Origin of the sequence: Brumimicrobium salinarum, from assembly GCF_002844555.1 — a bacterium.
Classification (GTDB): Bacteria; Bacteroidota; Bacteroidia; order Flavobacteriales_D; family Crocinitomicaceae; genus Brumimicrobium; species Brumimicrobium salinarum.
Map to the genome: position 1 here is coordinate 51,626 of NZ_PJNI01000005.1, position 26,218 is coordinate 77,843.

Sequence of the window (26,218 nt, forward strand, 5' to 3'; positions counted from 1 at the left end):
TTCACAATCAAAAAGCTATACATCCACCCGACAACTATATGAGTTTCTCTTTAAGATAACTCCCCGTGTAACTTCCTTTTACTTTGGCTACCTCTTCTGGTGTTCCTTGAGCTACTAATCGGCCTCCATTTACACCTCCGTCGGGTCCTAAATCAATGACCCAATCAGCATTTTTCACTACATCCATATCGTGTTCTATAATTACAACAGAATGTCCAATTTCAATTAAACGATTCAGTGAGATCAATAATTTATTAACATCATCAAAGTGCAGGCCTGTTGTTGGTTCGTCGAAGATAAATAAGGTTTGTGTTGGATTCTTAGCTTTCACTAAAAAAGAGGCGAGTTTTATACGCTGAGCCTCACCTCCTGACAAAGTTGAAGATGCTTGACCCATCGTTAGATACCCCAAACCGACATCCACCAACGGTTGTATTTTATCAACAATTTTCTGCTCTAAATTTCCATCTTTACTTTTAAAAAAGTCTAAAGCTTCTTGAATATCCATGGATAGTATGTCTGCAATAGAACGATCTTCGTACTTGATTTCTAAAGCATCATCCTTATACCTTGATCCTTGACATGCTTCACAAGTAAGTTGAATGTCTGCCATGAACTGCATAGAAACATTGATAAGACCCTCTCCTTCACACACTTCACAGCGACCTCCAGGCACATTAAAGCTAAAAAAGCCTGGTTTTAGATTTCTCATCTTAGCCAATTTCAATCTTGAAAATAAAGTTCGTATTTCATCGAAGGCCTTAACATAAGTCACTGGATTACTTCGAGAGGAGCGTCCTATGGGATTTTGATCAACAAACTCTATCGCTTCAACCTCTGCAAAATCCCCTGTGAGCTCTGAATGTTTTCCAATATTGTTTCCGTGAATGTCTAACTTTTTAGCCAGTGCAGGGTACAAAATATCCTTAATCAATGTTGATTTTCCAGAGCCACTGACTCCAGTCACACAGACCATTCCGTGTAATGGAATTTTTACACTAATTTTTTTGAGATTATTCTCTGCTGCCTCAATTAGATGTAAAGCATGTTTGAGTTTACGCCTATTTTTAGGTACAGCAATTTCTTTTCTTCCTGTTAAATAATCAGCTGTTAAACTATTTTTCGCTTGAATAAGTTTTTTATGGTCACCTTGAAACACCAATTCTCCACCATTCACTCCAGCAAGTGGTCCTATATCTAATATTTCATCGGCAGCTTGCATAATTGCTTCTTCGTGCTCAACAATAATTACGGTATTCCCTAGTTCTTTTAACTCCTGAAGCACGCTAACTAAACGCTCTATATCTTTCGGATGCAAACCTATACTTGGTTCATCTAAAATATACATAGACCCTACAAGACTACTTCCCAAAGAAGTAGCGAGGTTAATTCTTTGAGATTCACCCCCCGATAATGTGTTAGCTTGTCGATTTAGCGTTAAATACCCCAACCCAACCTGACTTAACCAATTTAATCGGTTTGAAATTTCAGTAAGCACACGTTTTCCTATCTCTTTTTGTTGTTTATCAAGTTCGATTTTTTCAAAAAAAGCAAGGTTTTCTTCAATAGAATTTAGAACAAGTTCAGAAATACTCTTTCCACCAACTTTGACATAATTAGCATCTTTCCTGAGTCGTGTTCCTTTACAATCTGGACATAAAGTTTTCCCACGGTAGCGTGCAAGCATAACACGAACGTGAATTTTATACTTTTTGGTGTTCAGGTAATCAAAAAAGTCGTTAATTCCATTAATATTCTTGGTTCCATTCCAAAGAATAGCGTATTCTTCATCCGTCAAATCACGTATAGGTCGATGAATAGGAAAGTCGATTTCAGCAGATTGAACAATAAAATCGTCAAGGTATTGACTCATTTTATTCCCTTTCCATGGGACAACCGCTTGATCATACAAAGAACGTGAGCGATCCGGAATAACTAAATCTTCATCTACACCGATTACTGAACCAAAACCTTCACAAGTATCACAGGCTCCATAGGGATTGTTAAATGTAAAGAAATGTAAATTCGGTTCCGTAAATGTTATTCCATCCAATTCAAAGCGATTAGAAAATTCTGCGATCTCCTCTGATGTCGGAAAGGATATCCAACAAGAACCGCCTCCTTCCGCAAAGGCCAATTGAACTGAATCAGCTAAGCGTGATTGATGATCTTCATCATTATGCCTAACAGCCATTCTATCAACAACAAGTTCAAGTGTTTCAAGGTTTTTTAAAGACTGACCTATAGCATCGTCAACACGTTGTACTTTTCCATTAATACGCACACGAGAAAATCCTTGTTCTTTAAAAATATTTAACTGACGTTCTATACCATATTTTGAATAATTTAAAATTGGAGCAAGCACCATAAAACGAACTCCCTCCTCTTTTTCCTGTACAAAATTCACCACGTCGGTTACTCCATGTTTTTTTACCTCATCTCCACTTTTTGGGGAATACGTTTTACCAACACGGGCAAATAAAACTTTTAAGTAATCATAAATTTCAGTTACTGTTCCAACAGTTGATCTTGGATTTGTAGAAGATACCTTTTGTTGAATAGCAATCGCTGGTGCTACGCCTCTAATGAATTCTACACTCGGCTTATCGAGCTTACCTAAAAATTGACGTGCATAAGCCGAAAGACTCTCAATATATCGTCGTTGTCCTTCTGCATACAAAGTATCAAAAGCAAGAGAAGATTTACCAGATCCAGACAAACCAGTTATCACAGTCATTTTACCATGTGGTATTTTAACCTCAAGGTTTTTTAGGTTATGTTCTTTTGCGCCTTTTATGTGAATATATTCAGTCCTCATCTGTTTAATTACGAATTAGTCAATTATCAATTATCAATTACGAATTAGTCAATTACGAATTACGACTTAGTCAATTACGAATTATCCTCTTGTTCTTCTAGTAATTGTTTATTGTACATTTCGTAGTAAACACCGCCTATTGCTAAAAGTTCATCATGTGTTCCTTCTTCAATTTTACTTCCCTCAGCTAACACCAAAATACGATCTGCATTTCGTATGGAAGAAACACGGTGACTTACAATAAGAGTCGTATTGTTTTCGATGGTGTTTTTTAAATTATTCAATATTATTTCTTCGGTTTCTGTATCAACTGCAGACAAACAATCATCAAAAATCATGAGCTTTGGCTTTCGAATTAGTGCCCGAGCGATACTTAATCGTTGTTTTTGTCCACCACTTAAATTCACACCTCTTTCACCCAAAACTGTATCCAAGCCTTCTTTAAAATCTTTAATATTGTGCCAAACATGTGTCGTTTTAAGCACCTCTATTAACTCCTCATCATTAGCATTCTGATCTGCTGCTAATCCAAACTTAACATTATTCCGAATAGAATCTGAAAATAAGAAAACACCCTGCGGAACAACTCCCGCTTGTTTTCTAAAATCATTAATATTAATTGTTTTAATATCTTGTCCATCAACCTCTACAACACCTTCTGTTGGATCAAATTGCCTCATCAACAAATTGATTACTGAAGTTTTTCCTGAACCGGTTCTTCCAATAATGGCCAGTGTTTCTCCTTTATTGATGGAAAAACTTAAGTTTTTTACAGCTTGGATTCCAGAAGATGGAAAAGTATAACTCACATTTTTAAACGCAATATTTCCTTTAAAGTCAAAAGGCTCTGTATTGATATTCTTAATCTCTGGTTTTTCTCTCAAAAACTCATTAATTCTTTCCTGACTTGCTGCAGCTCTTTGAATCATAGAAGTTACCCAACCTACACTGGCAAAAGGCCAAGTTAGCATGTTTACATAGAATATAAACGCTACAATATCACCAGATGAAATTTGATTCTGCGTCTCAAAAGATAGTACACCACCGTAATAGATGGTCAAAATAGTACTAATTCCAATCAAAAAAGTGATTGTTGGTAAGAAAAAAGCATTTGTTCTAACTAATGCCATGTGTCTTTTAAGGTATTCCTTTACATTGCCATTAAATTCACGTTCAAACCTCCCTTCACTTCCGTAGGCTTTTAGCACAGTAATTCCTGAGAAAGACTCTTGAACTTGTGTAGATATTTTAGATTGCTGTTGTTGTACTTGAACACTTTGTTTATTCACAATACTCGACACTTTATAAATAATAAACGTCATGATAGGCAATGGAACCAAGGTGTACAAAGTCAACTCAACACTAATATTGAGCATATAAGTAAGTGTGAAAGCAAACAGAAAAGTAGTGCTGATGGTATACATTACACCTGGCCCCAAATACTGTCTAACGTAAGAAACATCTTCTGCAATTCTGTTCATCAGATCCCCCGTATTATTTCTTTTGTAAAAATTATAATTTAAGCTTTGATACTGTTCATAAATTTCATTTTTCAAATCATACTCAATTAATCGAGACACGATAATTACGGTTTGTCTTTGCATAAAAAGAAAAATTCCTTTTCCAATAGACAATAAGACATACATTCCTCCTAAATAAAATGCAAATTGGAACCAATTTTCTGCATCAAATCCTGTTTGAAATTGATTCACTGCATCCTTGACTATGAGTGGCATGTTAACATACAAAAAGTTAGATCCAATAATAAAGATCACACCCAATAGTAACCTCCATTTGTATTTAAGAAAATATTTGTTGAGATAGCTTAGAGACTTCATCTATTAATTTCCTATTTTTGCACAGAAATGTGCGTTCTTTTGATTATAGTACAAAAGTAGCCATTTGATTTTAATGAATGTGTAAAAAATCTTAATACAATGATAGAAACAAGAAAATTAAGTGCTGAAGACCTGAAAAACAATCCTGTGATTGGAGCGATGGGTGAGTACGATCATGAGCAAATCTTATTTTGTAACGATAATGCAACAGGTTTAAAAGCTATTATTGCAATGCACAACACCACACTTGGACCAGCTTTAGGTGGAACAAGAATGTGGGTTTACAACAATGAGCTAGAAGCTTTAAACGATGTAATGCGTTTATCTAGAGGTATGACCTACAAGAATTCAATCTCTGGATTAAATTTAGGTGGAGGAAAAGCTGTTATCATTGGCGATTCAAAAAAATGAAATCAGAAGCACTCTTCCGTCGATTTGGAAAGTTTGTTGATAGTTTAGCTGGAAGATACATCACAGCTGAGGATGTAGGAATTTCTCCAATTGACATGACGTGGGTAAATATGGAAACTGACCATGTAGTTGGACTACCAGGTAAAAGTGGTGACCCCTCTCCTATCACGGCGTTAGGAACGTATGTTGGTATGAAAGCATGTGCAAAAAAGCAATTTGGCAATGACAGTCTTTCAGGAAAAAAAGTAGCTGTTCAAGGTGTTGGTCACGTTGGTGAATACCTAGTAAAACATTTACGTGAAGAGAATGCTGAAGTTTACATCTCAGATATTGATGAGGAAAGCTTAAAACATGTTTCTGATAAATATGGTGCAAAAGTAGTTGGCTTAGATGAGATTTATGATATTGACATGGATATTTACGCTCCATGTGCGCTCGGTGCAACAGTAAATGATGATACGCTTTCACGTTTGAAATGTTCAATTATTGCTGGATCTGCAAATAACCAATTAGAAGATGAAGTAAAACACGGTCAGGCTGTTTTGGACAAAGGCATTATTTACGCACCCGATTTTGCATTAAATGCTGGTGGAGTTATTAATGTATATGCTGAATTGACAGATAACACTGCAGAATGGGCGCTACAAAAAGCTGAAGGAATTTATGATACAATTTATCAAATAATTGAACGTTCATCAAATGAAAATATTCCTGCTTACGCCATTGCAAACAAGGTTGCTGAAGAAAGAATTGAAGCAGTAGGTAAAGTAAAATTATCTTATTAAAATCAATGTTAAACAGAAGACATCTAAGGATAAAGGTATTACAAACGCTTTACGCCTTTTCACAACGAGAAGACAAAGATTTCTTGTGGGCAAAAAAGGAATTGTTCAAAGCCATCGATCAAATGTATGAGCTTTACGTCTCTTTACTTTTGTTGTTACCCGAATTAAAAGACAAGGCAGAGCACAGAATTGAGGAGAATAAAAAGAAAATGCTCCCCAAAGATGAGGATATCAATCCTAATATGAAATTTTTCGATAATCAAATCATAAAGATTCTCGAAGAGAGTGCTGAGCTGCGTCACCAATCGGAAAATCTGAAAGCCAATTGGATGGGAGACGAAAAGCAGGAGCTAATTCGCAAAATGTACAATCACATTCGGGAATCTGAAGTGTATTTTGAATTCATGAACAATGAAAAATCTGGATTTGAAGAAGACAAAGCGTTTATGGTTCAGTTATTCAAAACTGAGATAGCGAATTTCCCACTTCTATATGATTTCTTAGAGGAGAAAAGCGTGTATTGGATTGACGATATTGATTTGGCTTGCGCCATGGTAATCAAAACGATAAAAAGCTTTCAGCCTGTGGATGAATCGGAGGAAGAAACGCAACAAAATAGTATTCTTCCGCTTTATAAACCACATGATGATGAGAAAGAATTCATCACTGATCTTTTAAGGCAGACCATTGGGTTACGTGATGAAAACTTGCAAATAATTGATGAGTTAACACAGAACTGGGAGTTAGATCGTATCGCAAAGATGGATGTTTTATTAATGGAGTTAGCCATTACAGAAATGGTTACTTTTAGCAATATCCCTACAAAAGTTACACTGAATGAGTATATAGAGATTTCAAAATTTTATAGTACGCCGAAAAGTAACGTTTTTATTAACGGTGTTCTTGATAAAGCGATCTCTAAACTTGAATCTCAAGGAAAAATTAACAAGATGGGACGCGGTCTCATGCAATAAATAAAAAATATGAAAAGTATAATCATTTTATTATCGTTCTCACTTTTCCTTTTAGCATCTTGTGGAGAAGAGGAGAAAACCGAGGCTCAAATTGGTCAACACACTACTATTGAAGTAGAAGAAATGGTAAATGCTGGGTCGGTAGCAAAAGGAGAAGTTGTTGATTTTAAAATAGCGGTAAAAAACACGGGGGATTATCCATTAGTTATTGCCGATATTAAGCCAGCATGCAATTGTACAGTTTCAGAATATGATCAAGCGCCAATTGCTGCGGGAGAAACAACGATTATAAAAGCATCAATCGACACGGATGCAATAGGAAAAGGTGTTGTCAAAAAACCAATCACAATCTCTGCAAACACACGTCCATCAACTACGACGGTGATGCTGAAGGCAACAGTGATTGATTAATTAATAATAAAAATTTAAAAAGTAAAGTTATGGGTGAAGGAGGAATGCAATTAGTTATGTTATTACTCATCTTGGGTGTGTTTTATTTCTTTATGATTAGACCACAGATGAAAAAACAAAAAGAATTAAAAAAGTTTCGTGAGAGTTTAGCAGTAGGTGACAAGGTTGTAACAATCGGTGGAATACATGGAAAAGTATTAGAAATCAATGACACTAATATTTTGTTAAACTGTGAAGGAGGTTCAAAAATCCGCGTTGAAAAATCAGCGGTTTCTACGGGTATGGATGCGCAGCAAATCGCTCAAACCAACAAGTAAGAACCGAGTGATGTCTTATTAGGTAATTACTACCATTTAATTAGACAAAATAAAATTGAGGTCTCAAAAAAAGATTTTGATGTGGGAATTTGGTAACAGAAGATGATTTAATTTCTGTTTCATTCTTATTCAAAATTTATTTTTGAGACTTTCTTTTTTCCCGTTTTTCTTTTCTCTTTTCACGTTTTTGTTTTCTCAAGCGTTTACGGGTTTTCTTTTTTTGTGCTCTATATTCTTTTTGATTTATTTTGTGCTGTTCCTTATCGATTTTTTCAAAGTCGGGGTCGAAATCGACATTTCCTTGAAGAATATCTTGAACGACGCATTCTAAGACAAAATCATCTGTATTGGGCTTATATTTTACATCTAATTCTTGGTCAAAAAAACCAGCCAATCCTGTATAAAGAGAAGATTGAAATCCGTTTTTATATTTTTTAATGATTTCTGCAACGGTCATTCCAGTTTCGCGATGTATTAATTTGGTGAGTACCTTACCTTCAGAAATATATAAGTCTTTCAATAAATATTTAAAATCATCTTTTAGCGCCTTATGTGTTTTACGCATTAGTTTCTTTTTCTTTCTATTTTTTTCAATACTTTCTAATTCTTGATCTAAAGAATCAATAATTCTGGCGGCTTCTAAAACCAAAGGATATACGCGTCTCACCCTTCTTAAAGCAATTCTATATTGACGGTTAAAATCCTGAGGCATATTAAACTCCTCGTATACCTGAAGTCTTTGAATTGTGGTATCTTTTTCATCCTTTTGTGTATGTGCAAAAGTGACAAAAAGTAAAAAAAGAAAATTAATAACTTATTCATTTGGAATATATTGAAATTTTGAGGTATATTTATTTATAATTATTAATTTACAAATACTCTGCCATGAAAACAAAACATACCTATTTTTTATTGGTTTTATCTTTCATTTTTGTTTTTACATCTTGTAAAAGTGAAGAGCCTCCTATTGAAAAAGAAGTAGAACAAGAAACTGAGGTGGCTGAAAAAAGTACAGCTATTGAAGAAACCCAAACAATTGATTCAGTAGATACAGATGCAGATATAGACACCATTACACAAGTTTATAAAGATCCTGAAATTCAGGAAGCACATGTTGAAATCGTTAAAAAGTATGGTGAACAATGGGACTTTTGTACATGTATTGTAAAAAGCGACTCAGTCAACACGGCGCTCATGGAAGCATCTGATGATGATTTTGATAAAGTCATGGAGCGCTCTGATTTTATTGATAATAAATGTAAAGGTCTATTGATTCAGCCTAATGCGACGCCTGAAGATCGATATAAACACGAAAAGAAAGTTAAAGGATGTTTAGATTCAGCAAAACAAAAATTGAACACATAAAATTTATGTTTAACAGCTAAATTTAAAGGCCCAGGCGGAAATGGAAAGCTTGCTGAACGCGTTGGTTTATTGACCACCGCAAAAATAAAGCGACTTTAGAAGCTCTTATTTTTACGTAGGGTCAAAACCAACGAGAAAGCAACTTGAAATTGGAGACAGATTAAAGGCCCCCAAAAAATCTTAAGGAATCACCAAATTATATCCTAAAGCTTGTAATTCAAAAATCCTAACATAAGCGTCATCTACCTCTTTAAAGCCTTTAGGTAAATCTGATGCTTTTACGCCTAATTTATCCATGGCAACAGAACATACTGTCACCGATAAATCTTCGTCCATATATTTGGATAGGAAGCTCGATAACTCCTTGTTTTCAGCAATGTCTTTTACAACCATTCCCCAAATCACGATTTCGTAATTATCGAACTTTACTCCGTTAGCTTTCATTTGTTCGTACATCATAAATGCAGAACGCAATGGTCGCTCTTGGGAAACGCCAAAACCTAGATTAGGTGTGGTATTTAAGGTTTCTACTACTGATTTTTCGATTTTCGGAACTTCATTTTGAGCTATTCCAAAAGTTGTAAACATCAATGCACCTGCTAAACTTAATAATTGAATTGTTTTTCTCATCGTCTCTTATTTATTTTGTTAAAAAATAAAGAAAGCCAATAAACAAAGCTTAAACGGTAACAAATGTTACCTATTAATCCGTATGAATGACAGCGAGGTTATTTTTAAATAAAGTTCCTCTCTTACTTCAATGCAAAATGCTTTTCTGCTTTTTCGGCAATCTGCCCTCCAATTGCTAAGGAAGCTGTTGCGGCGGGCGAAGGGGCATTTAACACGTGAATAGAATGTCCGTGGTATTCAATTCTAAAATCGTCTCTGGTGTCTCCGTCTTGTCCTAACAACAATGCTCTAACTCCTGATCTTCCTGGACGTAAATCATCCATTTCTAAAGTTGGAATTAAGCCTTGTAATGTTTTTAAGAATAGCTTTTTAGAAAACGCTCTACGGTATTCGTTGATTCCGAATTTCATGTTGTTGAAGAATAATTTCCAAGTTCCTCCATAAGCCAAAGCATCAAATGAATCTTTTAAATTGAAATCGGTCTTTCCATACCCTTCTCTTTTAAAAGTGAAAACTGCATTTGGACCACACTCTGTTTCTCCGTCTGTCATTCTTGTAAAGTGAACGCCTAAGAATGGAAAATCTGGATTGGGAACAGGATAAATTAAGTTCTTAACTTTATGTTTCGCTTGGTCGGTGAGTTCATAATAATCCCCCCTAAACCCAACGACTTGTTCTTTCAGTTTCACACCATCTTTACGCGCCAGACGGTCGGCTTGCAATCCAGCACAGAAAATTAAATGTTTAGCTTTAAACTTTTGTGTTGCTCCAACAACTGTGGAGTAATCATCATGTTTTTCAACGCCAATCACTTCTTGACCTAAAACAGTTTTGGAATTACTGTTCATTCCTTCCGCATTGGCAATCATTTTTTCTGTGGCATCACGGTAATCAATAATTCCGGTACATGGAACCCAAATTCCGCCGATACCTTCTACGAAAGGTTCATGTTCCTTAATTTGGTCGGCATTAATTTTCTCAATTCCTTCGGTATTATTGGCAATTCCATTATCGAAAATCTTGTCCATAAATGGCAGTTCACTTTGCTTTGTTGCCACTACAACTTTCCCACATACATCATGCGGCACCTTGTTTTCTTTGGCAAAATCAACCAATTCATGTCGACCTTTTACGCAGTTTTCCGCTTTTAAAGAACCAGGTTTGTAGTACAATCCCGAGTGAATCACACCAGAATTGTTTCCTGTTTGGTGATCTGCAAAACGCTTTTCCTTTTCAATGAGAATGATGTTCAACTCAGGATTGCGTTTTTGAAGCTTATAAAATGTTGCGGCTCCAACGATTCCTCCTCCAATTATTGCGATGTCGTAAACTTGATTTTCCACGTAAATGATTTTTTACAAAAGTAACTATTTCGCAATTGATAATCGTTAATTAGCAATTGATAATTGGAGTTTGTCTGGAATGTGGCTGGATTTCCGATTAGTTTAGAATATGTTATTGGACTGTTGTTGTTCATTCCTCTCCCAACTACGCTCTATTCGCTAAAATCAGACTAGAACAAAAATAATAATAATCAAAGCATCTAACTCGCCTATAAATCCACATTTTTTTCAGTACTTTCACCTCACTTTTACTTCGAAATCAAAGGCATGAATAATTCAGAAAAACAATCACATAAAGCTGTGGAAATTTTTAAACGGATTTTACCAAGTCCATTTACCATTGCAATTTTATTGACGATTCTCACCTTGTTGATTGCTCAGGTTTTCACTAAACCAAGCGAGACTTCTCATGGTCAATATTTTATGCAATTGATGCTCGATTGGGAGCAAGGACTTTGGGATGATTCGGGTGGTGGATTGTATTTTGCTTTTCAAATGATGCTGATCTTGGTTTTGGGTCATATTTTGGCCTTGACTCCAGCTGTTGATGGACTGATTCAGCGATTAATTAAATACTGTACTTCTACCTCATCAAGTGTGGTTATCGTTTCTCTGGGTGCTATCACCATGGGATTATTGAACTGGGGATTAGGCTTAATTTTCGGGGCAATTATCGCACGAAAAGTTGGAGAAAAATTTGCCTTCGAAAACAAGGCGATTAATTATGGTTTGGTGGGTGCTGCAGGATATGCAACAATGATGGTTTGGCATGCTGGATTATCGGGAAGCGCCACCACGAAGTCTATGGAGGAAGGTTACATTCCTGCGTTGATGCAAGAAATGGATATCGCCGGAGACTTTCCCAACAGTATTCCTTTTGAAGCCACAATTGGATCTGGATTAAACATTACGATGATTGTCAGTTGTCTGATTGTGATTCCTTTGTTTTTATATTGGTTGTCAAAAAAAGTAAAATCTGAAGCTGTCCCACAATTCAATACAACAACTCAAAAAGAAGAGAAAACTGCCAAAAACACATTAAAAGGAGCTGAAAAACTAGATTTCAGTAAGATTTTAGGAATGGGACTAGGGATTGGTATTTTGCTAGTCGGTGTTTTTAAAGCTTTTACTTATACTGGACAAAGCTCCTTGGGTTTTATTCAGCTGAATTTCATCAACTTGATGTTTTTGGGATTGGCCTTAACTCTGCATCAAACGATTAGCAATTTTAGTAAAGCATTGCAGGAAGCCATTGGAGATATTTCTGGAATTTTAATTCAATTTCCATTCTATTTTGGAATTCTCGCCTTGATGAAAAGCAGCGGATTAATCGTACTTTTTTCTGATGGAATAACGTCTGTTGCCAACGCTTATACTTTGCCTCTGTTTACTTTTATCAGTGCCGGAGTAGTCAACTTCTTTGTTCCTAGCGGTGGCGGACAATGGGCAATTCAAGGACCAATCATTATTGAAACGGTTCAACAACTAGGCGGGAGTTTACCCAAAACAATTTTGGCCATGGCGTATGGAGATCAATTGACCAACATGCTACAACCCTTTTGGGCCTTACCGCTGTTGGGAATCACGCAATTGAAACCGCAACAACTTCTCCCCTATACTTTTCTACTATTCATTGTTGGCGTGATTATCTTCGGAATTGGATTATTGATTTTTTAAAAACAATATTTTCACATTGTGATTCACGTCTGTATTCGGCTACTTAAAAAAATTCATCGTTCATCATTCATAATTAATCCTCATAATTATCCTCCCATATCTCAGGGAAAAACTTACGTTGTTGAAATTTCGGATGTAAATATTTTTTCCATTCGCTTCCACCGGTAGCTGCTTGGTTTTCTCCTTTTTTATCGAGGTAATGCTGTGCTGTTTCGAGGTGAACCATTGGCCATTTTACGTTGTATAACTGATCAAATTCTTGCAGGATTTCAACTAATTCTTTGGATGGGGATTTCATCTTCTCGAACTTTTCCTGAAGCGTTCTTCCTTTTACTTCATCGGCTTTCTTGATTAAATCATCCATGTATTTGTCTTCAAACATTCTTAAGGTCAATGTCTTTTCGCCAGTTTTTCTATTTAGACCAGCATCTTTCCAATAAATATGCTCGAAATAATCTGCTGTAGTTGGATTTTCGGGAATACGTTTTCTTCCTTTTTCGTTCAATAGATTTTTCAATTGTGTACAGTAAATCTCCACATATCTAAAGGAAACAGATTGAAAACCACTTGCTGGAGCCAATGTCTTTCGGAATGTATTGTAATCATCGTAATCCATTCCGTGACTCATCACACTGAAAGAGTTGATTAACATTTCCGTATAGCGATTGAGTCGATTAATTTTATCGATCCAAACAGCGTCTGATAAATCCTCATTGACCAATTGCTTGAGTTCGTGCATCATCATTCCTAACACTAATTCTGTGACTTGATGATACATAATAAAGATTTTCTCGTCTTTAAAATCGGTACGCGTTTTTTGCAAAGAGAAAAGCGCATCAACTTCAATATAATCCCAATATGAAATTGGTTTTGCTTGCAGTAAACCTTCTAAATAGGTGTTTGGATTTTCTCCTAAATCGCTATATTTTTTGGTGATTTTTTCAACTAGTTCTTTGGTTTTATCTTCTTCACTCATGGTCTTCTTTATAAATTGAATAACTGGTATCCTATACCTGCTAAAATAACAACTTTAATTAATTCAAAAATAACGTAATAAAAATGAATGTATGATTTTTTTGCAACTTTTCCTTCGATTCTTAGTGCTGCCATGGCTTTTAATTTTGGGAGCAAAACAAAAGTTTGAGCTGCCAAAATGAGCAAACAAACCGCAAGAAGAATATTTAAGTAAGTAGAAACAACTGCTGTATTTATTAATAAATTGATAAGTATAACTGCAGCCAAGGTCCACTCTACTTTATTCAGAGCAGAAAATACCAATTGACCGATTCCTAAACCGATTTCTAAACTAACTCCAGGTGCACGAAATTTCAACCATGCCTCCATAAAACTAATCGCACAAACAAAACCTACCCATAGATAGGTAGCGATAATAACCAATTCCAACATGATTTCCTATAAGAATATGAGAATAAACAAAGTAGCCAATGCATTTAAAGCTACGCTAATATAAAAAGTAATAATACAGGTTTTTGCATCTGCTTGAGCAATAAACATAGCGTTTGAAGCCATTGTAATCACTGCAATTACACTCACCAATGCCCATAAATCATTTTGCATACTTAGCATTGCTGCAACCGACCCCAAACAACTTTGAAAAGTTAGCATTGCCGTCATTGCTCCAAATCTGTTTTTCTCGAAATTCGCTTCTTGTTTTGTTAACCATCCCATCTCTCTATAGTTTTAATTCACATTAAGAATAAAAGAGTCTTTTATCCTTTTATAGTGCGAATGTAGAAAAATTTCGAAAAACATCAAAAAAATATGAGCTAAATCATTTTATTTAGATATCAGAAATGGAAAAGACACACTAGTATAGGGTTTCTAGCTAATCATAACTTCTAAAGTGAAACTATACACAGTATTGATTTTCGTTACCTCTTAAGAAAAGTTAAACCTGAATCTAATCCGTTTGCCAATTCTAAAAGTGAGGTTTTGGTTAGCATTTCAGCTAATTCGTCTCGAATCAATTTGAATTTATCATGAACAGGACATGGCTTGTCTGCATTACATTGATCCAATCCCAAACCACATCCTTTATAGATATGATCACCGTCAATAGCTTCAACGATTTCGCTCAACATTATTTTGTCAAGCTCTTCCTTAGGTATAAAAAATCCTCCAGATGGACCTTTAGCCGACTTTACAATCTTCTTTTTGGTCAAAATCTGCATAATTTTAGCCGTAAATGCCTCAGGTGAGTTAATTTCCTTGGCAATATCTTTTACACCAATTTTTTTCTCACTGTGCAAAGCTTGCTCTGAAATATAGAGCGTAGCTTTTATACCGTATTCACATGCCTTAGAAAACATTCGTTTGCTTTTATTTATTAGATTCAAACCTACGAAGTTACTTTATTTTTTTCTAACTCCACAGTTTTAGGAAAGAGGATATTGTTTTCCAAATGCAAATGATGTTGTAAATCACAATCTAAACATTTCATTTTCAATACAATATTTTCACATTCTGAATTCATATCAGATTCAATTTTATAATCATTGAAAAGCTTTCTTATTTCCACTAACAACTGAAAAGCAGTATCATGCTCATGAATCATCATATCAATAGGTTTTTGCACAGTTCCAAATCTAGGCGCCTCTAATTCTTTTCTTGCGCTGACCATCTTTCGGATAAAAGGAAATAAAATTAGTTCTTCCTTCTTCATGTGTCCACCCAATTCCTTGGCCAATAAGTTCAATTTGACTTTAAAATCTACAATTGTCATTTTTTGGTCTCCACTACTGTCAGCTATAAAAGCATCAACTTTATCTTTTAATTCTACTAAAGCTTCCTCAGTGAACTTATGATGTGTTTTCTGAATATAATCAGCCAAAAGATCAAGTGGCCAATTCTCAATGTCTACACTATAATTCAAGGCATCTTGCTTGTTTATCTCCTCAATTTGACTTAGGATTTCTTTTTGGTCTAAATCGGATTTTTTAATGGCTTCTTCTAAAGATAAATTTCCTTCACAATAAAAGTCAATTTGATGTTCAATAAAGAACTGAAGAATTGCAAAGTTTTTGACAGCCAGATCACTTACTTTTTGATTCAATATATGTTTCATAATTTGTATTATTAAATTGCTTTCCCAAAATTAAAATCGGTTTTTCTTCTTTCTAGAATGTTGTATAAATGTAGATATACGTCCGTTTTCAACATATTTAAAAGTAAAAACCATTCACAAACATGGGATTGAATCAGTAAATGTAAAAGACTTTAAGGTCTTTATATGATTTTTATCATAAATCCCATTGTTTTTCGTTATTTTGCAATTGTATGAGTTACGTACGTCTATTTTTGTATTAATTAATTAAAACTAAAAAGAACAAGTTATGAAGAATTACTTTAAACTCGGATTGTTAATCTTAGCTGTATCATTATACAGTTGTGGTGGCGGTGAAGGAGAGACAGAAGGCCAAAAAGAAGAAAAGGCTCTTGTTAATCCTAACAACCCAAACAATCCAAACAACACCGCTTCATCTGAATCAAATGAAGAAGAAGCAGCAGAAGAAGAAATCCCTGCATCTCAGCGTGTGGATTTAGAAAATAAAGGAGTAGGACCTGTTACAGATGTAACTATTCCAGAAACGATTGATGAAGAATTGGCTGCGAAAGGACAAGAAGTATATGAGAAAAACTGTACTGCATGTCACAAACCAGACAAGAAACACATCGGTCCAGCGCCAAAAGATATTCTTGAGCGTAGAACACCAGAATGGGTAATGAACATGATCATTAATCCTGACAAAATGGTGCAAGAAGATCCTTTAGCAAAAGATTTATTAATTGAATTTAACGGATCACCAATGTCAAACCAAGGAATTACTGAAGATGAGGCACGTGCCATCTTAGAGTATATCCGTACATTATAATAGCATACAAAAATATAGTAACCATTAAAAAATAGACGTATGAAAATTCTAAGATTAGGAGTCGGATTATTGGCGGCAGCATCGCTAATGACCAGTTGTGGAAACTCCGGCACAAAAAACAAAAACGGCACTGAAGGTGCTCTGACAAAAAATGCTGCTGAACAGGTTTACATTGCACCAGGAGAGCATGATGATTATTATGCATTCATCTCTGGTGGATACAGTGGTAACTTACTTGTTTACGGACTACCTTCAGGCCGTATGTTTAAAGAAATCCCAGTTTTTAGTCAATTCCCAACTTCGGGATATGGATATTCTGAGGAAACAAAACCGATGTTCAATACATCTTATGGATTTATTCCATGGGGTGATGCTCACCACCCAGACATTTCACAAACAAATGGTGTAATGGATGGTCGTTGGGTTTTCATCAACGAAAATAATACTCCGCGTATTGCAAGAGTTGACTTAACAACTTTTGAAACTGCTGAAATCATTGAGGTTCCAAACAGTGCGGGTAACCACAGTTCATCTTTCATTACTGAAAACACTGAGTATGTTGTTGCAGGAACTCGTTTCTCTGTACCCGTTCCTCAAAGAGACATCAGTATTAAAGACTACAAAGGTGAATTTAAAGGTGCTTTATCTTTCATTGGTGTAGATCAAGAAACAGGTAGAATGGAAATTGATTTTCAATTGTTAATGCCAGGGTTCAACTACGATTTATCTCACCCAGGTCGTGATAAGTCACATGGTTGGTTCTTCTTTACAACATACAACACTGAGGAAGCTAACACTTTATTAGAGGTGAACGCATCACAAAATGATAAAGACTTTATTGCAGCGGTAAACTGGAAGAAAATCGAAGAATATGTGAAAAACGGTGGTGGTAAAATGATGCCTGCTGAATACGCGCATAATGTTTACGATCATCATACACATACTGCAACTTCTACAATGAAAAACGAGGTTCGTGTAATCGATCCTACTGAAGTTCCAGGTGCTGTATACTTCTTACCTACTCCAAAATCTCCTCACGGATGTGATGTTTCTCCAGATGGTGAATACATTGTTGGAAATGGTAAATTATCTACTGATTTAACGGTTCACTCTTTTACTAAAATGATCGATGCAATTGAAAATAAAAAATTCGATGGTGAAGCTTATGGTATTCCAATCTTAAACTTCGATGACATTCACGCAGGTTCTGTGAAGAAAGCAGGTCTTGGACCATTGCACACTGAGTTTGATGACAAAGGAAATGCGTATACTACTTTCTTTATCTCATCTGAGGTAGTGAAATGGGAATTAGGAACTTGGGAAGTAAAAGACAGAAAACCAACTTACTATTCTGTTGGTCACTTAACTATCCCAGGAGGTAACTCAAGAGAACCAGACGGAAAATACATGTTCGCAATGAACAAGATTACAAAAGACCGTTACTTACCTGTAGGTCCAGAATTAGAGCACTCTGCTCAGTTGTACGACATTTCAGGAGAGAAAATGGAATTGATCTTAGATTTCCCAACACACGGTGAACCTCACTACGCAGCTGCAATTAAAGCAGATGTTGTTAAAGGAAACTCACTTGAGATTTATGACCTTGAAGATAACAAGCACGAATATGCCATAAAATCAGAAGGTGAAGCGCGTGTAGAAAGAAACGGAAACGAAGTACATATCTATATGTCAACAATCCGTAGTCACTTTGCACCAGATAACATTGAAGGAATTAAAGTTGGAGACAAGGTTTACTTCCACGTAACTAACTTAGAACAAGACTTTGATGTACCTCACGGTTTCGCAATGATTGGTCAAAACAACTCTGAGCTATTGATTATGCCAGGGCAAACAAAAACAACTACTTGGAATCCTAAGAAAGTTGGTGTTTGGCCATTCTACTGTACAGACTTCTGTTCAGCATTGCACCAAGAGATGCAAGGATACATTCGCGTTTCTCCAAAAGATTCAGACATTGAGTTGACTTGGTCTTTGGGAGATGACGAATAAGTCCAATCGCGAACAGTAATGTTCAAAGAATAAGGTAAATTTTAGTTTACAATTAGATATAAAAAGGATGAGCACTACTTTAAAAAAGGCTCATCCTTTTTCATAAAAAAAGTGTTATGAAGTTAGCAAGTACAATAATGGTAATTGGTTCAGCACTACTCCTTGGGTTATTTATTTACCCATTGTGGCACGTTGAACTAGAGGCTCCTCAGTATCCTCGAGGTCTCGGAATGAACATTCATTTGGATGGAATCGTAGGATATACAAAACACGACATTAGAAACATCGATGGGTTAAATCACTACATCGGAATGAAAACCCTTCCTAAAAAGGGAGACATGTGGGAATTTACTGTGTTCCCATTAGTAGTTGGCGGTATGTCAGTACTGGGAATTATTATTGGTCTATTCGGTTTTTTCAAAAGATCCGCATACAAATGGTTTATGGCATGGTTTGTCTTAATGACCGTTTTGGGGATTCTCGGGATGATTGATTTCAATGCATGGATGACGGATTACGGAACCAACCTAGACCCTAATGCAATTATGAAAATGACGGATGACTTCGGAAATCCGCTAAGTTATAAACCTCCTCTTTTCGGTAGTAAAGACATCCTTAACTTTACAGCAGTTTCCTACCCTTCTCTCGGAGGAATATTATTGGGTATCGGAATGGCATTAACTTTTATTTCCTATTTCGTAGGTAAAAAATTAAGCAAAAAAAGTAACTAATTAATTTTATAGCAATGAAAAAAGTTTTTCTATTTGTTTTCGCATCAATTTTAATATCAAGTTGTAGCATAGAGTCTAAACCGATTAATTATGGAACAGACGCTTGCGATTTCTGTAAAATGTCAATTGTGGATCAAATCCATGGCGCTGAAATCGTAACGAGCAAAGGAAAAGTCTATAAATTCGATGCTATAGAATGCATGATTAACTATAGTAATGAAATGAGTAAGGAACAGCCACAGTTGTTCCTTACCAATCATTATCACACACCAAAAGAATTAATTAATGCCGAAACCGCTTCGTTTTTAATCAGTGAAAATCTACCGAGTCCAATGGGAGAATTTATCACTGCTTTTGAAAATGAGTCTTTGGCTCAAGAAGCACAAAAGAAACACGACGGAAAAGTTTATACTTGGAAAGCGTTAGTTGAACAACAAAGCAAATAACAAATGCAAAAAGCAGCTCAATATTCTTTATTGCTTTTGTTTGTTTTCTCTTCTCACTTCTCTTCAGTTTTCTCACAAATTGAAGTTTGCAAAACTTGTCCTATAAAGACAATTAAAGAAGGAATAAAACAAGCAAAACCGCATCAAAAAGTGACGGTAAAAGCAGGGGTTTACAAAGAACACATGATTCTTATTGATAAACCAATTACCCTTTTCACCAATGAAAAAGTAACCATAGACGGCGAAGACAAAGACGATATTATTCAGGTTTTAGCCGATAGTGTTACCATCGACGGATTTAAAATCATAAATGTAGGTTCGAGTCACGTTACAGATTATTCTGCCATTCGTGTAGATCGATCAAAACACTTCCTGATTCAAAACATAGAATTGCGCAACATTTTCTTTGGAATTATGCTTGCCAAAGCTAAACATGGAACCATTCGAAATGTAAATGTTTACGGAGATGCTGTTCATCAACACAGTTCGGGAAATGCAATTCATTTATGGCATTCAAATCATATTCTCATCGAGCACAACACACTAGTAAAATCTCGCGATGGAATTTACTTGGAGTTTTCAGATGACTGTATTATATCCAACAATTTAAGTAAAGATAATTTGCGCTACGGCTTACATTTTATGTTTTCTAATCGCGATGAATACAGAAACAACACATTCGAAAACAACGGCGCTGGGGTTGCGGTGATGTTTTCTAAAGAAATTCAGATGCACGACAATCATTTTCAGTTCAATTGGGGATCGGCATCTTATGGATTATTACTCAAAGAAATAAATGATGCAGATATCGTTGGAAATACCTTTGAACAAAATACCATTGGGATTAACGTAGAAGGAACAAATCGCATCAATTACAAAAACAATACCTTTAAAAGAAACGGTTGGGCCATAAAAGTAAACGGAGCATGTTATGAAAATGTATTTACGCAAAACAACTTTCTATACAATTCCTTCGATGTGAGCTACAACAGTAAAATGAACAACAATTCATTCAACGAAAATTTCTGGAGTGGTTACACAGGCTATGATTTAGACGATAATGGATTTGGAGATATTCCTTACCGTCCTGTCAAACTATTCAGTTATGTAGTCAACAGAACGCCCAACACCATTATTCTAATGCGTAGTTTATTTGTGGATATAATTGATTTTTCTGAAAGTGTCTCACCGGCGTTTACTCCTGATAATTTAATGGACGAACGACCCTTAATGAAGCAAGTGAAATGATTAAAATAGACAATTTACATAAGAAATACGGTAAAAATAAAATCCTCACTGGTGTAGATTTAGAGATACCCGAAAAAGGAATTTTTGCCATTCTAGGTCCAAACGGATCAGGAAAAACAACAATGATTAAATCTATCTTAGGAATGGTTGTTCCAGAGAAAGGAGATATTTTCATTGATGGTCAAAAGACACATTCCAACGGATTATACCGTAAAAACATTGATTATTTACCACAAATCGCCAATTTCCCGGGCAACTTAGGCGTAAAGGAATTGATTAAAATGATCAAAGACCTCCGAGATACAAAAGCCGATGAAAATGCATTGATCCAGCGATTTGGCTTGACTCCTTTTTTGGATAAAAAATTGAGTAATCTATCTGGAGGGACTAAACAAAAAGTGAATCTCGTATTGACTTTTATGTTTGACAGTCAAATTATCATTTTAGATGAACCTACAACTGGACTAGATCCAGTAGCTTTATTGAATTTAAAGGAATTAATCGCAGAAGAAAAAGCCAAAGGAAAAACCATCTTGGTTACTTCTCACATCATGAGTTTCGTTGAAGGAATTGCAGATGAAATTGTGTTTTTATTAGAAGGGAAAATCTATTTCAAAGGCAGCATTCAACAATTGAGAGAAAAAACTAACGAAGTAGATTTAGAACATGCGATTGCAAACATTTTAAAAGAGAACAATGCTTAAAATATTAAAATACAGCTTTTACGATTTAATCAGAAGTAGATGGAGTTATGTGTATTTACTGTTCTATCTCATTCTTGGATTTGTACTGCTTTTCTTAAACAATGATTTAAGCAAAGCCGTAATTACCTTAATGAATGTAATCATTATTCTCGTCCCATTAATCGGGACAATATTTGGCGTCATGTACTATTATAACTCCAAAGAATTCACAGAATTACTGCTTGCACAACCCATAAAACGATCTTCCATATTTATCGGTCAATACTTAGGAGTTGCGCTTTCTTTGGTGATGAGTTTAGTCATCGGATTAGGCTTGCCCTTTGTTCTTTATGGCTTGTTTGAATCTTCCGCCATTTGGGATTTTTCATTGTTGTTAATCACAGGCGCCATGCTCACAATGATTTTCACAGCATTGGCATTTAACATTGCTTTATACAACGAAAACAAGATTAAAGGATTTAGCTATGCCATTTTACTTTGGCTCTTCTTAGCGGTAATTTATGATGGATTGTTTCTTTTATCTTTAATCATTTTCGAAACCTATCCTTTAGATAAATTCACTTTAATTGCTACAGTATTTAATCCAATCGATCTTTCGCGGATTTTAATTCTATTGAAATTAGACATTTCCGCTTTACTGGGATACACTGGAGCAATCTTTAATCAATTTTTTGGAACGAGCATTGGTCTGTTTTCTGCCTTAGGAATGTTACTTTTGTGGATAATACTTCCTGTTTGGAACATTAAAAGAAAAGCACAGAAAAAAGATTTTTAAAATTCAATGATACCGTTTAAAAAACATGCAAAAATTGCCCTTATACTATTCTTAGCGGCAGCCTCACTAGGACTATTGCTGCGTTTTTTTGCTGTTTCATCAATAGAATTTGAATACCGATATGTTGTGCATGCCCATTCCCACGTAGCTTTATTGGGTTGGGTTTATTTCGCACTCATTACTTTAATCGGATATTTTTTTCTTAAAAGCCACATTCCAAAAAAGGTATATCGAAACATTTTTGCTTTCACCACAATTACGGTACTTGGAATGATGGTCACTTTTCCTTTTACAGGATACGCCTTGTTTTCGATTATTTTCTCAACGCTTTTCTTAATTGCGAGTTACTTTTATGTATGGGCATTTTTCAAATACATTCCAAAGGAAAAGCGTTCAACTCCTGCCTATACAACTGTGAAATATGCTTTAATGTACATGGCAATCTCAAGTATTGGTCCATGGACAATTGGAGCAGTTATGGCAACTTTGGGACCAGGATCTGTTTGGTACAGAACATCAATTTACTTCTATCTCCACTTCCAATACAATGCATGGATGGTTTTAGGTGTATTAGGAATCTTTCTAAAAATATTGGAAAATCATGATTTAAAAATAAATCAATCCCTGTTTAAACGCTTTTTAATCACCTTTCATATTGGAGTTAATTTAACTTTCTTTTTATCGATCTTATTTACAAAGCCCCACATTAGCGTTTATGGTTTATCCATTGTTGGTGCATTAATACAGCTTCTTTCATTTAAATATTTCTTTCAATTTGTACGAAGCAAATACAGAAAAATAGGAAATATTTTTGGTAAGATTCCTTGGCAGTTATTACGATGGATGTTCCTTTTACTTTTCATTAAAATGCTGATGCAATTCTTAGGTTCATTCCCTTATACGGCCGCACTTGTGAGTAACAATACATTTTTAACCATAGGTTTTTTACATTGGGTTTTCTTGGGGGTTGTCACGATGGGATTATTGGCTTTACTCAACACGTCTTCACTTATACAATTGAATGCCGCCAGCATAAGATTTTACATTTTCGGATTCATTCTTACTGAATTTATCATCTTTTACAAACCTGCTGAAATCATTCTCAACTTCCCTACCCTCCCCTATTATCATTGGTTACTCTTTGTAGCAAGTCTTTTGTTATTTATTGGAATCACAGCAATTTTAATTAGTCAGAGAAAAAGAAAAAACCGGTCTTCTTAAATGCGACGCTTCTTCCAAGTAGGTTTGTAGAATATTGAACCAATAAGCACCATCAAAAACAAGAAAGGATAAACAATCTGAAACAAAGGCAAAATGAATACAATTTTCGTTTGTCTTAAGGTTTGTGCATAATTTATCAATACAAAAGCATCTAATAAAAATCGCAAGACCAAAACAGTCAAAACACCAATCCAATTTAATTGAATAACTTCATAAATCAGCACAATAATTCCACCAAAGAAATACACAGGTATAAAAGCTCCAATGACTAAATCTGTCCAATTCACTTTCAATTTACCTTTGCTTAACCAACGGATTCTTTGCTGCAAATAAGAAGAAAGATCTCGCGGTGATTCGGTAGTTGCTGATAAATTAAAATCATTATTTATCGCAATAGGAATTCCTTTTTTTCGGGCATGTTGAAGTAAAAAGTAATCATCTCCAGAAGCAATGTGTTCGTGTTCTTTTAACTGCGCATTATAATCAATTTGGGAAGTATCAATTAATAAGTTGGCGCCACTTAAAGAAATGGGCCAAACAGCAGAAATTAAGTAATTAAAAGCATTAAAGAAAAGATGTTCTGCCTTAATAATTTGACCAAAACCATTGCAGGATTCCATGATTACAGGAAGCCCAATAATTGTATTAGAAGATAAATAAGCTAAGGTCTCAAAATAGTTTGAAGACAATTTTACATCTGCATCCAATGTAAGTACATATCGCGTTTCAAGTTCAGCTATCCCTTTCTTTAATGCCGACTTCTTTCCTGTTTTATCTTCTGATAAATGAAGCAACTTTATATTTGACAATTTACTCTGATAAGCCTGAATAATTGAAACAGAATAATCAGAAGAATGGTCATTTACAAAAATGAGGTATTCCGGCTGAACGGTTTGATTGTATAATGATTCTAATAATTGTGGTAAATTCTTTTCTTCATCTCTAAAAGGAACAAGCAGAGTTAGTTCCTTCAAATTCACGTTTTGTAAAGATATTTTCTTTCTGTAAATGTCAAAAAGTTTCAACATAATCATCAAAAGAAAAAAAGCCAACAGAAACAAAAGGTATAAATTAAGCATTGGCGAGCGATTTATGTCTAAACAAATAAACCATGCCCAGCAAAGAAGGAATCCCCAAATTGATAATCCACAGCAGTAAAGAAGAAAAAACAATGATAATTGTTTGATCTACAAAATGACTTAAAACAAAAATTGCAGCGCTTTCTCTTACAATGATTTTACTAAAGAAAATAGAAGGCGTTAAGGTGCTCAATAAATAAACAAGGAAGATTCCTGAGATCAAAGAAAAGCTTAAATCTACACCAAAAGCGATTAAAATCAATGCATATTGACTCACAAACACAAGGAATCGAACTAAGCTTAAAAATAAAAGAGGAAAAGTTATCCCTTTACATAAGTCTTGAAATTGAACAAGGATATTCTGTTTAGCATTAAAGAATCGAACTTTTTGTATTGGGAAAAAGGGAACTAAAAAATAAAAGAGAAGACAAAGAGTAAATAGAAAGATGAATGTAATGGAAATAGAATTAGAATTAGAATTAGAATTAGACAATGAAGCTATTTCATTTCCGATTAGCAGGATTCCAATACAGCCAAAGATAAGGGTTGACAAAAACTGAGCAAAATTACCGTATAAAGTTCCCAAGATTAAATTGGCTCTTTGTTTACCCTTAAAAAATAAGGAGCGACCAATGAAGTTTCCAATTCTATTTGGTGTAATTAAGCCTGTGCTTATGCCAGAAAGTAAAGACTTAAAAAGACTAGACAAATTGTAATTGCTGGACGTTATCCTAAGTATAGACTTCCATTTTAGCATTTCTAATCCCCAATTTAAAGGAAGAAGCAACACACAAAACAGAAAGAATAAGGGATTTTTGATTTGAGCAGATTGAATAGCGTTCCAATCAACGGAAAGAAGTTGTTGAATAAAAATAATACATAAACCAAGAAACAAGGTGAGTTTTAGAAACCACACCAAAGACTTTCGTACCTTTATGTTTTTAAAATTGCTCAAAACAAATAATGGTTGAAGATAAAATAATTCTTGGAATTGATCCTGGTACCACCATCATGGGATACGGAATTATACACATCAAAGGTAAGCAAATGCATTTGATAAATTTTGGTGTTATCCATTTATCAAAATTAGCCACACATCCCGATAAATTAAAACGCATTTTTGAACGAGTTGACGCCATCATACAAGAATACAAGCCTGATGAAATGGCGATTGAAGCACCTTTCTTTGGAAAGAACGTACAATCCATGTTGAAATTGGGAAGAGCACAAGGCGTTTGTATAGCGGCATCACTTAACAGAAACATTCCTTTCGAGGAATATGCTCCACGTCGAATTAAACAAGCCATTACAGGTAAAGGATCAGCAAGTAAAGAACAAGTAGCTGGAATGTTACAAAGTCTGTTTAATTTGAAGGAAATTCCTAAGAACCTAGATGCAACGGATGGACTAGCGGCAGCGGTTTGTCATTATTACTCAAAAGGACGAGGTGAACATAATAAAACAAAGGCCTCCAATTGGAAAGCCTTCGTTAATCAAAATCCTAACAGAAATAAAAATTCAAAAAAGTAAAGTATCTTTTGC

Annotated in this window: 28 protein-coding genes; 16 read left to right on the top strand and 12 right to left on the bottom strand. The window is 35.1% G+C overall.

Features of this window, described 5'->3' with window-relative positions; genetic code table 11:
- Positions 1-34: 34 nt before the first annotated feature.
- Both uvrA and CW751_RS05850 read right to left on the bottom strand, forming a co-directional pair.
- Complete coding sequence (gene uvrA, locus CW751_RS05845) at positions 35-2,818, bottom strand: excinuclease ABC subunit UvrA (protein ID WP_101334067.1); 2,784 nt, start codon at positions 2,816-2,818, stop codon at positions 35-37.
- A 74-nt stretch (positions 2,819-2,892) separates the two neighbouring features.
- Positions 2,893-4,656, bottom strand: coding sequence for an ABC transporter ATP-binding protein (locus CW751_RS05850; protein ID WP_101334068.1), 1,764 nt, complete (start codon positions 4,654-4,656; stop codon positions 2,893-2,895).
- A gap of 99 nt (positions 4,657-4,755) precedes the next feature.
- Between CW751_RS05850 and CW751_RS15895 the strand changes: the two genes are divergently transcribed.
- From CW751_RS15895 to yajC, 5 genes are read left to right on the top strand one after another with little or no spacing between them, the layout of a single operon-like run.
- Positions 4,756-5,067, top strand: coding sequence for a Glu/Leu/Phe/Val dehydrogenase dimerization domain-containing protein (locus CW751_RS15895; protein ID WP_317045794.1), 312 nt, complete (start codon positions 4,756-4,758; stop codon positions 5,065-5,067).
- On the top strand, positions 5,064-5,852 hold the full coding sequence (locus CW751_RS05855) for a Glu/Leu/Phe/Val dehydrogenase family protein (RefSeq protein ID WP_317045795.1): 789 nt from the start codon (positions 5,064-5,066) through the stop codon (positions 5,850-5,852). The genes CW751_RS15895 and CW751_RS05855 overlap by 4 nt, the downstream gene beginning before the upstream one ends.
- A gap of 5 nt (positions 5,853-5,857) precedes the next feature.
- A complete protein-coding gene (locus tag CW751_RS05860; protein ID WP_101334069.1) occupies positions 5,858-6,826 on the top strand; it encodes a transcription antitermination protein NusB in 969 nt (322 codons plus the stop codon).
- 9 nt (positions 6,827-6,835) lie between these two features.
- Positions 6,836-7,237 (top strand): DUF1573 domain-containing protein, encoded by a 402-nt coding sequence (locus CW751_RS05865; protein WP_101334070.1) that lies wholly within the window; start codon positions 6,836-6,838, stop codon positions 7,235-7,237.
- A 29-nt stretch (positions 7,238-7,266) separates the two neighbouring features.
- Positions 7,267-7,554 carry a preprotein translocase subunit YajC gene (gene yajC / locus CW751_RS05870; RefSeq protein WP_240612538.1) on the top strand — a complete coding sequence of 96 codons (288 nt, stop codon included), beginning with the start codon at positions 7,267-7,269 and terminating at the stop codon, positions 7,552-7,554.
- A gap of 136 nt (positions 7,555-7,690) precedes the next feature.
- On the opposite strand, the gene CW751_RS05875 is transcribed toward yajC, so the two are convergent.
- A complete protein-coding gene (locus CW751_RS05875) occupies positions 7,691-8,365 on the bottom strand; it encodes a DUF4294 domain-containing protein (RefSeq protein WP_317045796.1) in 675 nt (224 codons plus the stop codon).
- A gap of 74 nt (positions 8,366-8,439) precedes the next feature.
- On the opposite strand from CW751_RS05875, the gene CW751_RS05880 reads away from it, so the two are divergent.
- Entirely contained in the window at positions 8,440-8,919 is a 480-nt protein-coding gene (locus CW751_RS05880) for a hypothetical protein (RefSeq protein ID WP_101334072.1), read from the top strand.
- Between the two features lie 180 nt (positions 8,920-9,099).
- Here the strand turns inward: CW751_RS05880 and CW751_RS05885 are convergent, their stop codons facing one another.
- Together CW751_RS05885 and lhgO are read right to left on the bottom strand one after the other, a co-directional pair.
- Entirely contained in the window at positions 9,100-9,549 is a 450-nt protein-coding gene (locus CW751_RS05885; protein ID WP_101334073.1) for a DsrE family protein, read from the bottom strand.
- Between the two features lie 122 nt (positions 9,550-9,671).
- Positions 9,672-10,892: an L-2-hydroxyglutarate oxidase gene (gene lhgO / locus CW751_RS05890; protein ID WP_101334074.1), complete on the bottom strand. Its 1,221-nt coding sequence runs from the start codon at positions 10,890-10,892 to the stop codon at positions 9,672-9,674.
- A gap of 267 nt (positions 10,893-11,159) precedes the next feature.
- Here lhgO and CW751_RS05895 point away from each other — a divergent pair, with 267 nt between their 5' ends.
- The gene (locus CW751_RS05895; RefSeq protein WP_101334075.1) at positions 11,160-12,569 is read left to right on the top strand and encodes a TIGR00366 family protein; all 1,410 of its coding nucleotides are present in this window, start codon (positions 11,160-11,162) and stop codon (positions 12,567-12,569) included.
- A gap of 73 nt (positions 12,570-12,642) precedes the next feature.
- Here CW751_RS05895 and CW751_RS05900 read toward each other — a convergent pair whose 3' ends face one another.
- From CW751_RS05900 to CW751_RS05920, 5 genes are all read right to left on the bottom strand, one after another.
- The gene (locus CW751_RS05900; RefSeq protein ID WP_101334076.1) at positions 12,643-13,545 is read right to left on the bottom strand and encodes a tryptophan 2,3-dioxygenase family protein; all 903 of its coding nucleotides are present in this window, start codon (positions 13,543-13,545) and stop codon (positions 12,643-12,645) included.
- Between the two features lie 8 nt (positions 13,546-13,553).
- On the bottom strand, positions 13,554-13,976 hold the full coding sequence (locus tag CW751_RS05905; protein WP_101334077.1) for a hypothetical protein: 423 nt from the start codon (positions 13,974-13,976) through the stop codon (positions 13,554-13,556).
- A gap of 6 nt (positions 13,977-13,982) precedes the next feature.
- Positions 13,983-14,258: a hypothetical protein gene (locus tag CW751_RS05910; RefSeq protein ID WP_101334078.1), complete on the bottom strand. Its 276-nt coding sequence runs from the start codon at positions 14,256-14,258 to the stop codon at positions 13,983-13,985.
- A 203-nt stretch (positions 14,259-14,461) separates the two neighbouring features.
- Positions 14,462-14,899, bottom strand: coding sequence for an RrF2 family transcriptional regulator (locus CW751_RS05915; protein WP_101334079.1), 438 nt, complete (start codon positions 14,897-14,899; stop codon positions 14,462-14,464).
- A gap of 29 nt (positions 14,900-14,928) precedes the next feature.
- A complete protein-coding gene (locus tag CW751_RS05920) occupies positions 14,929-15,654 on the bottom strand; it encodes a DUF542 domain-containing protein (RefSeq protein ID WP_101334080.1) in 726 nt (241 codons plus the stop codon).
- A 268-nt stretch (positions 15,655-15,922) separates the two neighbouring features.
- Between CW751_RS05920 and CW751_RS05925 the strand changes: the two genes are divergently transcribed.
- From CW751_RS05925 to CW751_RS05960, 8 genes are all read left to right on the top strand, one after another.
- Positions 15,923-16,462 (top strand): c-type cytochrome, encoded by a 540-nt coding sequence (locus CW751_RS05925; protein WP_101334081.1) that lies wholly within the window; start codon positions 15,923-15,925, stop codon positions 16,460-16,462.
- Positions 16,463-16,501: 39 nt separating this feature from the next.
- Positions 16,502-18,472 (top strand): Sec-dependent nitrous-oxide reductase, encoded by a 1,971-nt coding sequence (gene nosZ / locus CW751_RS05930; RefSeq protein WP_101334082.1) that lies wholly within the window; start codon positions 16,502-16,504, stop codon positions 18,470-18,472.
- 116 nt (positions 18,473-18,588) lie between these two features.
- On the top strand, positions 18,589-19,203 hold the full coding sequence (locus CW751_RS05935; protein WP_101334083.1) for a hypothetical protein: 615 nt from the start codon (positions 18,589-18,591) through the stop codon (positions 19,201-19,203).
- Positions 19,204-19,217: 14 nt separating this feature from the next.
- Entirely contained in the window at positions 19,218-19,649 is a 432-nt protein-coding gene (locus tag CW751_RS05940) for a nitrous oxide reductase accessory protein NosL (protein WP_101334084.1), read from the top strand.
- A gap of 3 nt (positions 19,650-19,652) precedes the next feature.
- Positions 19,653-20,897 (top strand): nitrous oxide reductase family maturation protein NosD, encoded by a 1,245-nt coding sequence (locus CW751_RS05945; RefSeq protein WP_101334085.1) that lies wholly within the window; start codon positions 19,653-19,655, stop codon positions 20,895-20,897.
- On the top strand, positions 20,894-21,601 hold the full coding sequence (locus CW751_RS05950) for an ABC transporter ATP-binding protein (protein WP_101334086.1): 708 nt from the start codon (positions 20,894-20,896) through the stop codon (positions 21,599-21,601). Before CW751_RS05945 ends, CW751_RS05950 begins: the two co-directional genes overlap by 4 nt.
- On the top strand, positions 21,594-22,376 hold the full coding sequence (locus CW751_RS05955; RefSeq protein WP_101334087.1) for an ABC transporter permease: 783 nt from the start codon (positions 21,594-21,596) through the stop codon (positions 22,374-22,376). Before CW751_RS05950 ends, CW751_RS05955 begins: the two co-directional genes overlap by 8 nt.
- A gap of 6 nt (positions 22,377-22,382) precedes the next feature.
- On the top strand, positions 22,383-23,597 hold the full coding sequence (locus CW751_RS05960) for a hypothetical protein (RefSeq protein ID WP_101334088.1): 1,215 nt from the start codon (positions 22,383-22,385) through the stop codon (positions 23,595-23,597).
- Here CW751_RS05960 and CW751_RS05965 read toward each other — a convergent pair.
- Both CW751_RS05965 and CW751_RS05970 read right to left on the bottom strand, forming a co-directional pair.
- Entirely contained in the window at positions 23,594-24,571 is a 978-nt protein-coding gene (locus CW751_RS05965) for a glycosyltransferase (RefSeq protein WP_165779230.1), read from the bottom strand. The genes CW751_RS05960 and CW751_RS05965 overlap by 4 nt on opposite strands.
- 97 nt (positions 24,572-24,668) lie before the next feature.
- On the bottom strand, positions 24,669-25,631 hold the full coding sequence (locus tag CW751_RS05970) for a lysylphosphatidylglycerol synthase domain-containing protein (RefSeq protein WP_101334090.1): 963 nt from the start codon (positions 25,629-25,631) through the stop codon (positions 24,669-24,671).
- An 8-nt stretch (positions 25,632-25,639) separates the two neighbouring features.
- On the opposite strand from CW751_RS05970, the gene ruvC reads away from it, so the two are divergent.
- Positions 25,640-26,206 (top strand): crossover junction endodeoxyribonuclease RuvC, encoded by a 567-nt coding sequence (ruvC, locus tag CW751_RS05975; RefSeq protein ID WP_101334091.1) that lies wholly within the window; start codon positions 25,640-25,642, stop codon positions 26,204-26,206.
- Positions 26,207-26,218: the final 12 nt, after the last annotated feature.

Bases quoted from the DNA above. Each gene is read 5' to 3' on its own strand.
- uvrA (WP_101334067.1), bottom strand. From the start codon at position 2,818: ATGAGGACTGAATATATTCACATAAAAGGCGCAAAAGAACATAACCTA.
- CW751_RS05850 (WP_101334068.1), bottom strand. From the start codon at position 4,656: ATGAAGTCTCTAAGCTATCTCAACAAATATTTTCTTAAATACAAATGG.
- CW751_RS15895 (WP_317045794.1), top strand. From the start codon at position 4,756: ATGATAGAAACAAGAAAATTAAGTGCTGAAGACCTGAAAAACAATCCT.
- CW751_RS05855 (WP_317045795.1), top strand. From the start codon at position 5,064: ATGAAATCAGAAGCACTCTTCCGTCGATTTGGAAAGTTTGTTGATAGT.
- CW751_RS05860 (WP_101334069.1), top strand. From the start codon at position 5,858: ATGTTAAACAGAAGACATCTAAGGATAAAGGTATTACAAACGCTTTAC.
- CW751_RS05865 (WP_101334070.1), top strand. From the start codon at position 6,836: ATGAAAAGTATAATCATTTTATTATCGTTCTCACTTTTCCTTTTAGCA.
- yajC (WP_240612538.1), top strand. From the start codon at position 7,267: ATGGGTGAAGGAGGAATGCAATTAGTTATGTTATTACTCATCTTGGGT.
- CW751_RS05880 (WP_101334072.1), top strand. From the start codon at position 8,440: ATGAAAACAAAACATACCTATTTTTTATTGGTTTTATCTTTCATTTTT.
- CW751_RS05885 (WP_101334073.1), bottom strand. From the start codon at position 9,549: ATGAGAAAAACAATTCAATTATTAAGTTTAGCAGGTGCATTGATGTTT.
- CW751_RS05895 (WP_101334075.1), top strand. From the start codon at position 11,160: ATGAATAATTCAGAAAAACAATCACATAAAGCTGTGGAAATTTTTAAA.
- CW751_RS05900 (WP_101334076.1), bottom strand. From the start codon at position 13,545: ATGAGTGAAGAAGATAAAACCAAAGAACTAGTTGAAAAAATCACCAAA.
- CW751_RS05905 (WP_101334077.1), bottom strand. From the start codon at position 13,976: ATGTTGGAATTGGTTATTATCGCTACCTATCTATGGGTAGGTTTTGTT.
- CW751_RS05910 (WP_101334078.1), bottom strand. From the start codon at position 14,258: ATGGGATGGTTAACAAAACAAGAAGCGAATTTCGAGAAAAACAGATTT.
- CW751_RS05915 (WP_101334079.1), bottom strand. From the start codon at position 14,899: ATGTTTTCTAAGGCATGTGAATACGGTATAAAAGCTACGCTCTATATT.
- CW751_RS05920 (WP_101334080.1), bottom strand. From the start codon at position 15,654: ATGAAACATATATTGAATCAAAAAGTAAGTGATCTGGCTGTCAAAAAC.
- CW751_RS05925 (WP_101334081.1), top strand. From the start codon at position 15,923: ATGAAGAATTACTTTAAACTCGGATTGTTAATCTTAGCTGTATCATTA.
- nosZ (WP_101334082.1), top strand. From the start codon at position 16,502: ATGAAAATTCTAAGATTAGGAGTCGGATTATTGGCGGCAGCATCGCTA.
- CW751_RS05935 (WP_101334083.1), top strand. From the start codon at position 18,589: ATGAAGTTAGCAAGTACAATAATGGTAATTGGTTCAGCACTACTCCTT.
- CW751_RS05940 (WP_101334084.1), top strand. From the start codon at position 19,218: ATGAAAAAAGTTTTTCTATTTGTTTTCGCATCAATTTTAATATCAAGT.
- CW751_RS05945 (WP_101334085.1), top strand. From the start codon at position 19,653: ATGCAAAAAGCAGCTCAATATTCTTTATTGCTTTTGTTTGTTTTCTCT.
- CW751_RS05950 (WP_101334086.1), top strand. From the start codon at position 20,894: ATGATTAAAATAGACAATTTACATAAGAAATACGGTAAAAATAAAATC.
- CW751_RS05955 (WP_101334087.1), top strand. From the start codon at position 21,594: ATGCTTAAAATATTAAAATACAGCTTTTACGATTTAATCAGAAGTAGA.
- CW751_RS05960 (WP_101334088.1), top strand. From the start codon at position 22,383: ATGATACCGTTTAAAAAACATGCAAAAATTGCCCTTATACTATTCTTA.
- ruvC (WP_101334091.1), top strand. From the start codon at position 25,640: ATGGTTGAAGATAAAATAATTCTTGGAATTGATCCTGGTACCACCATC.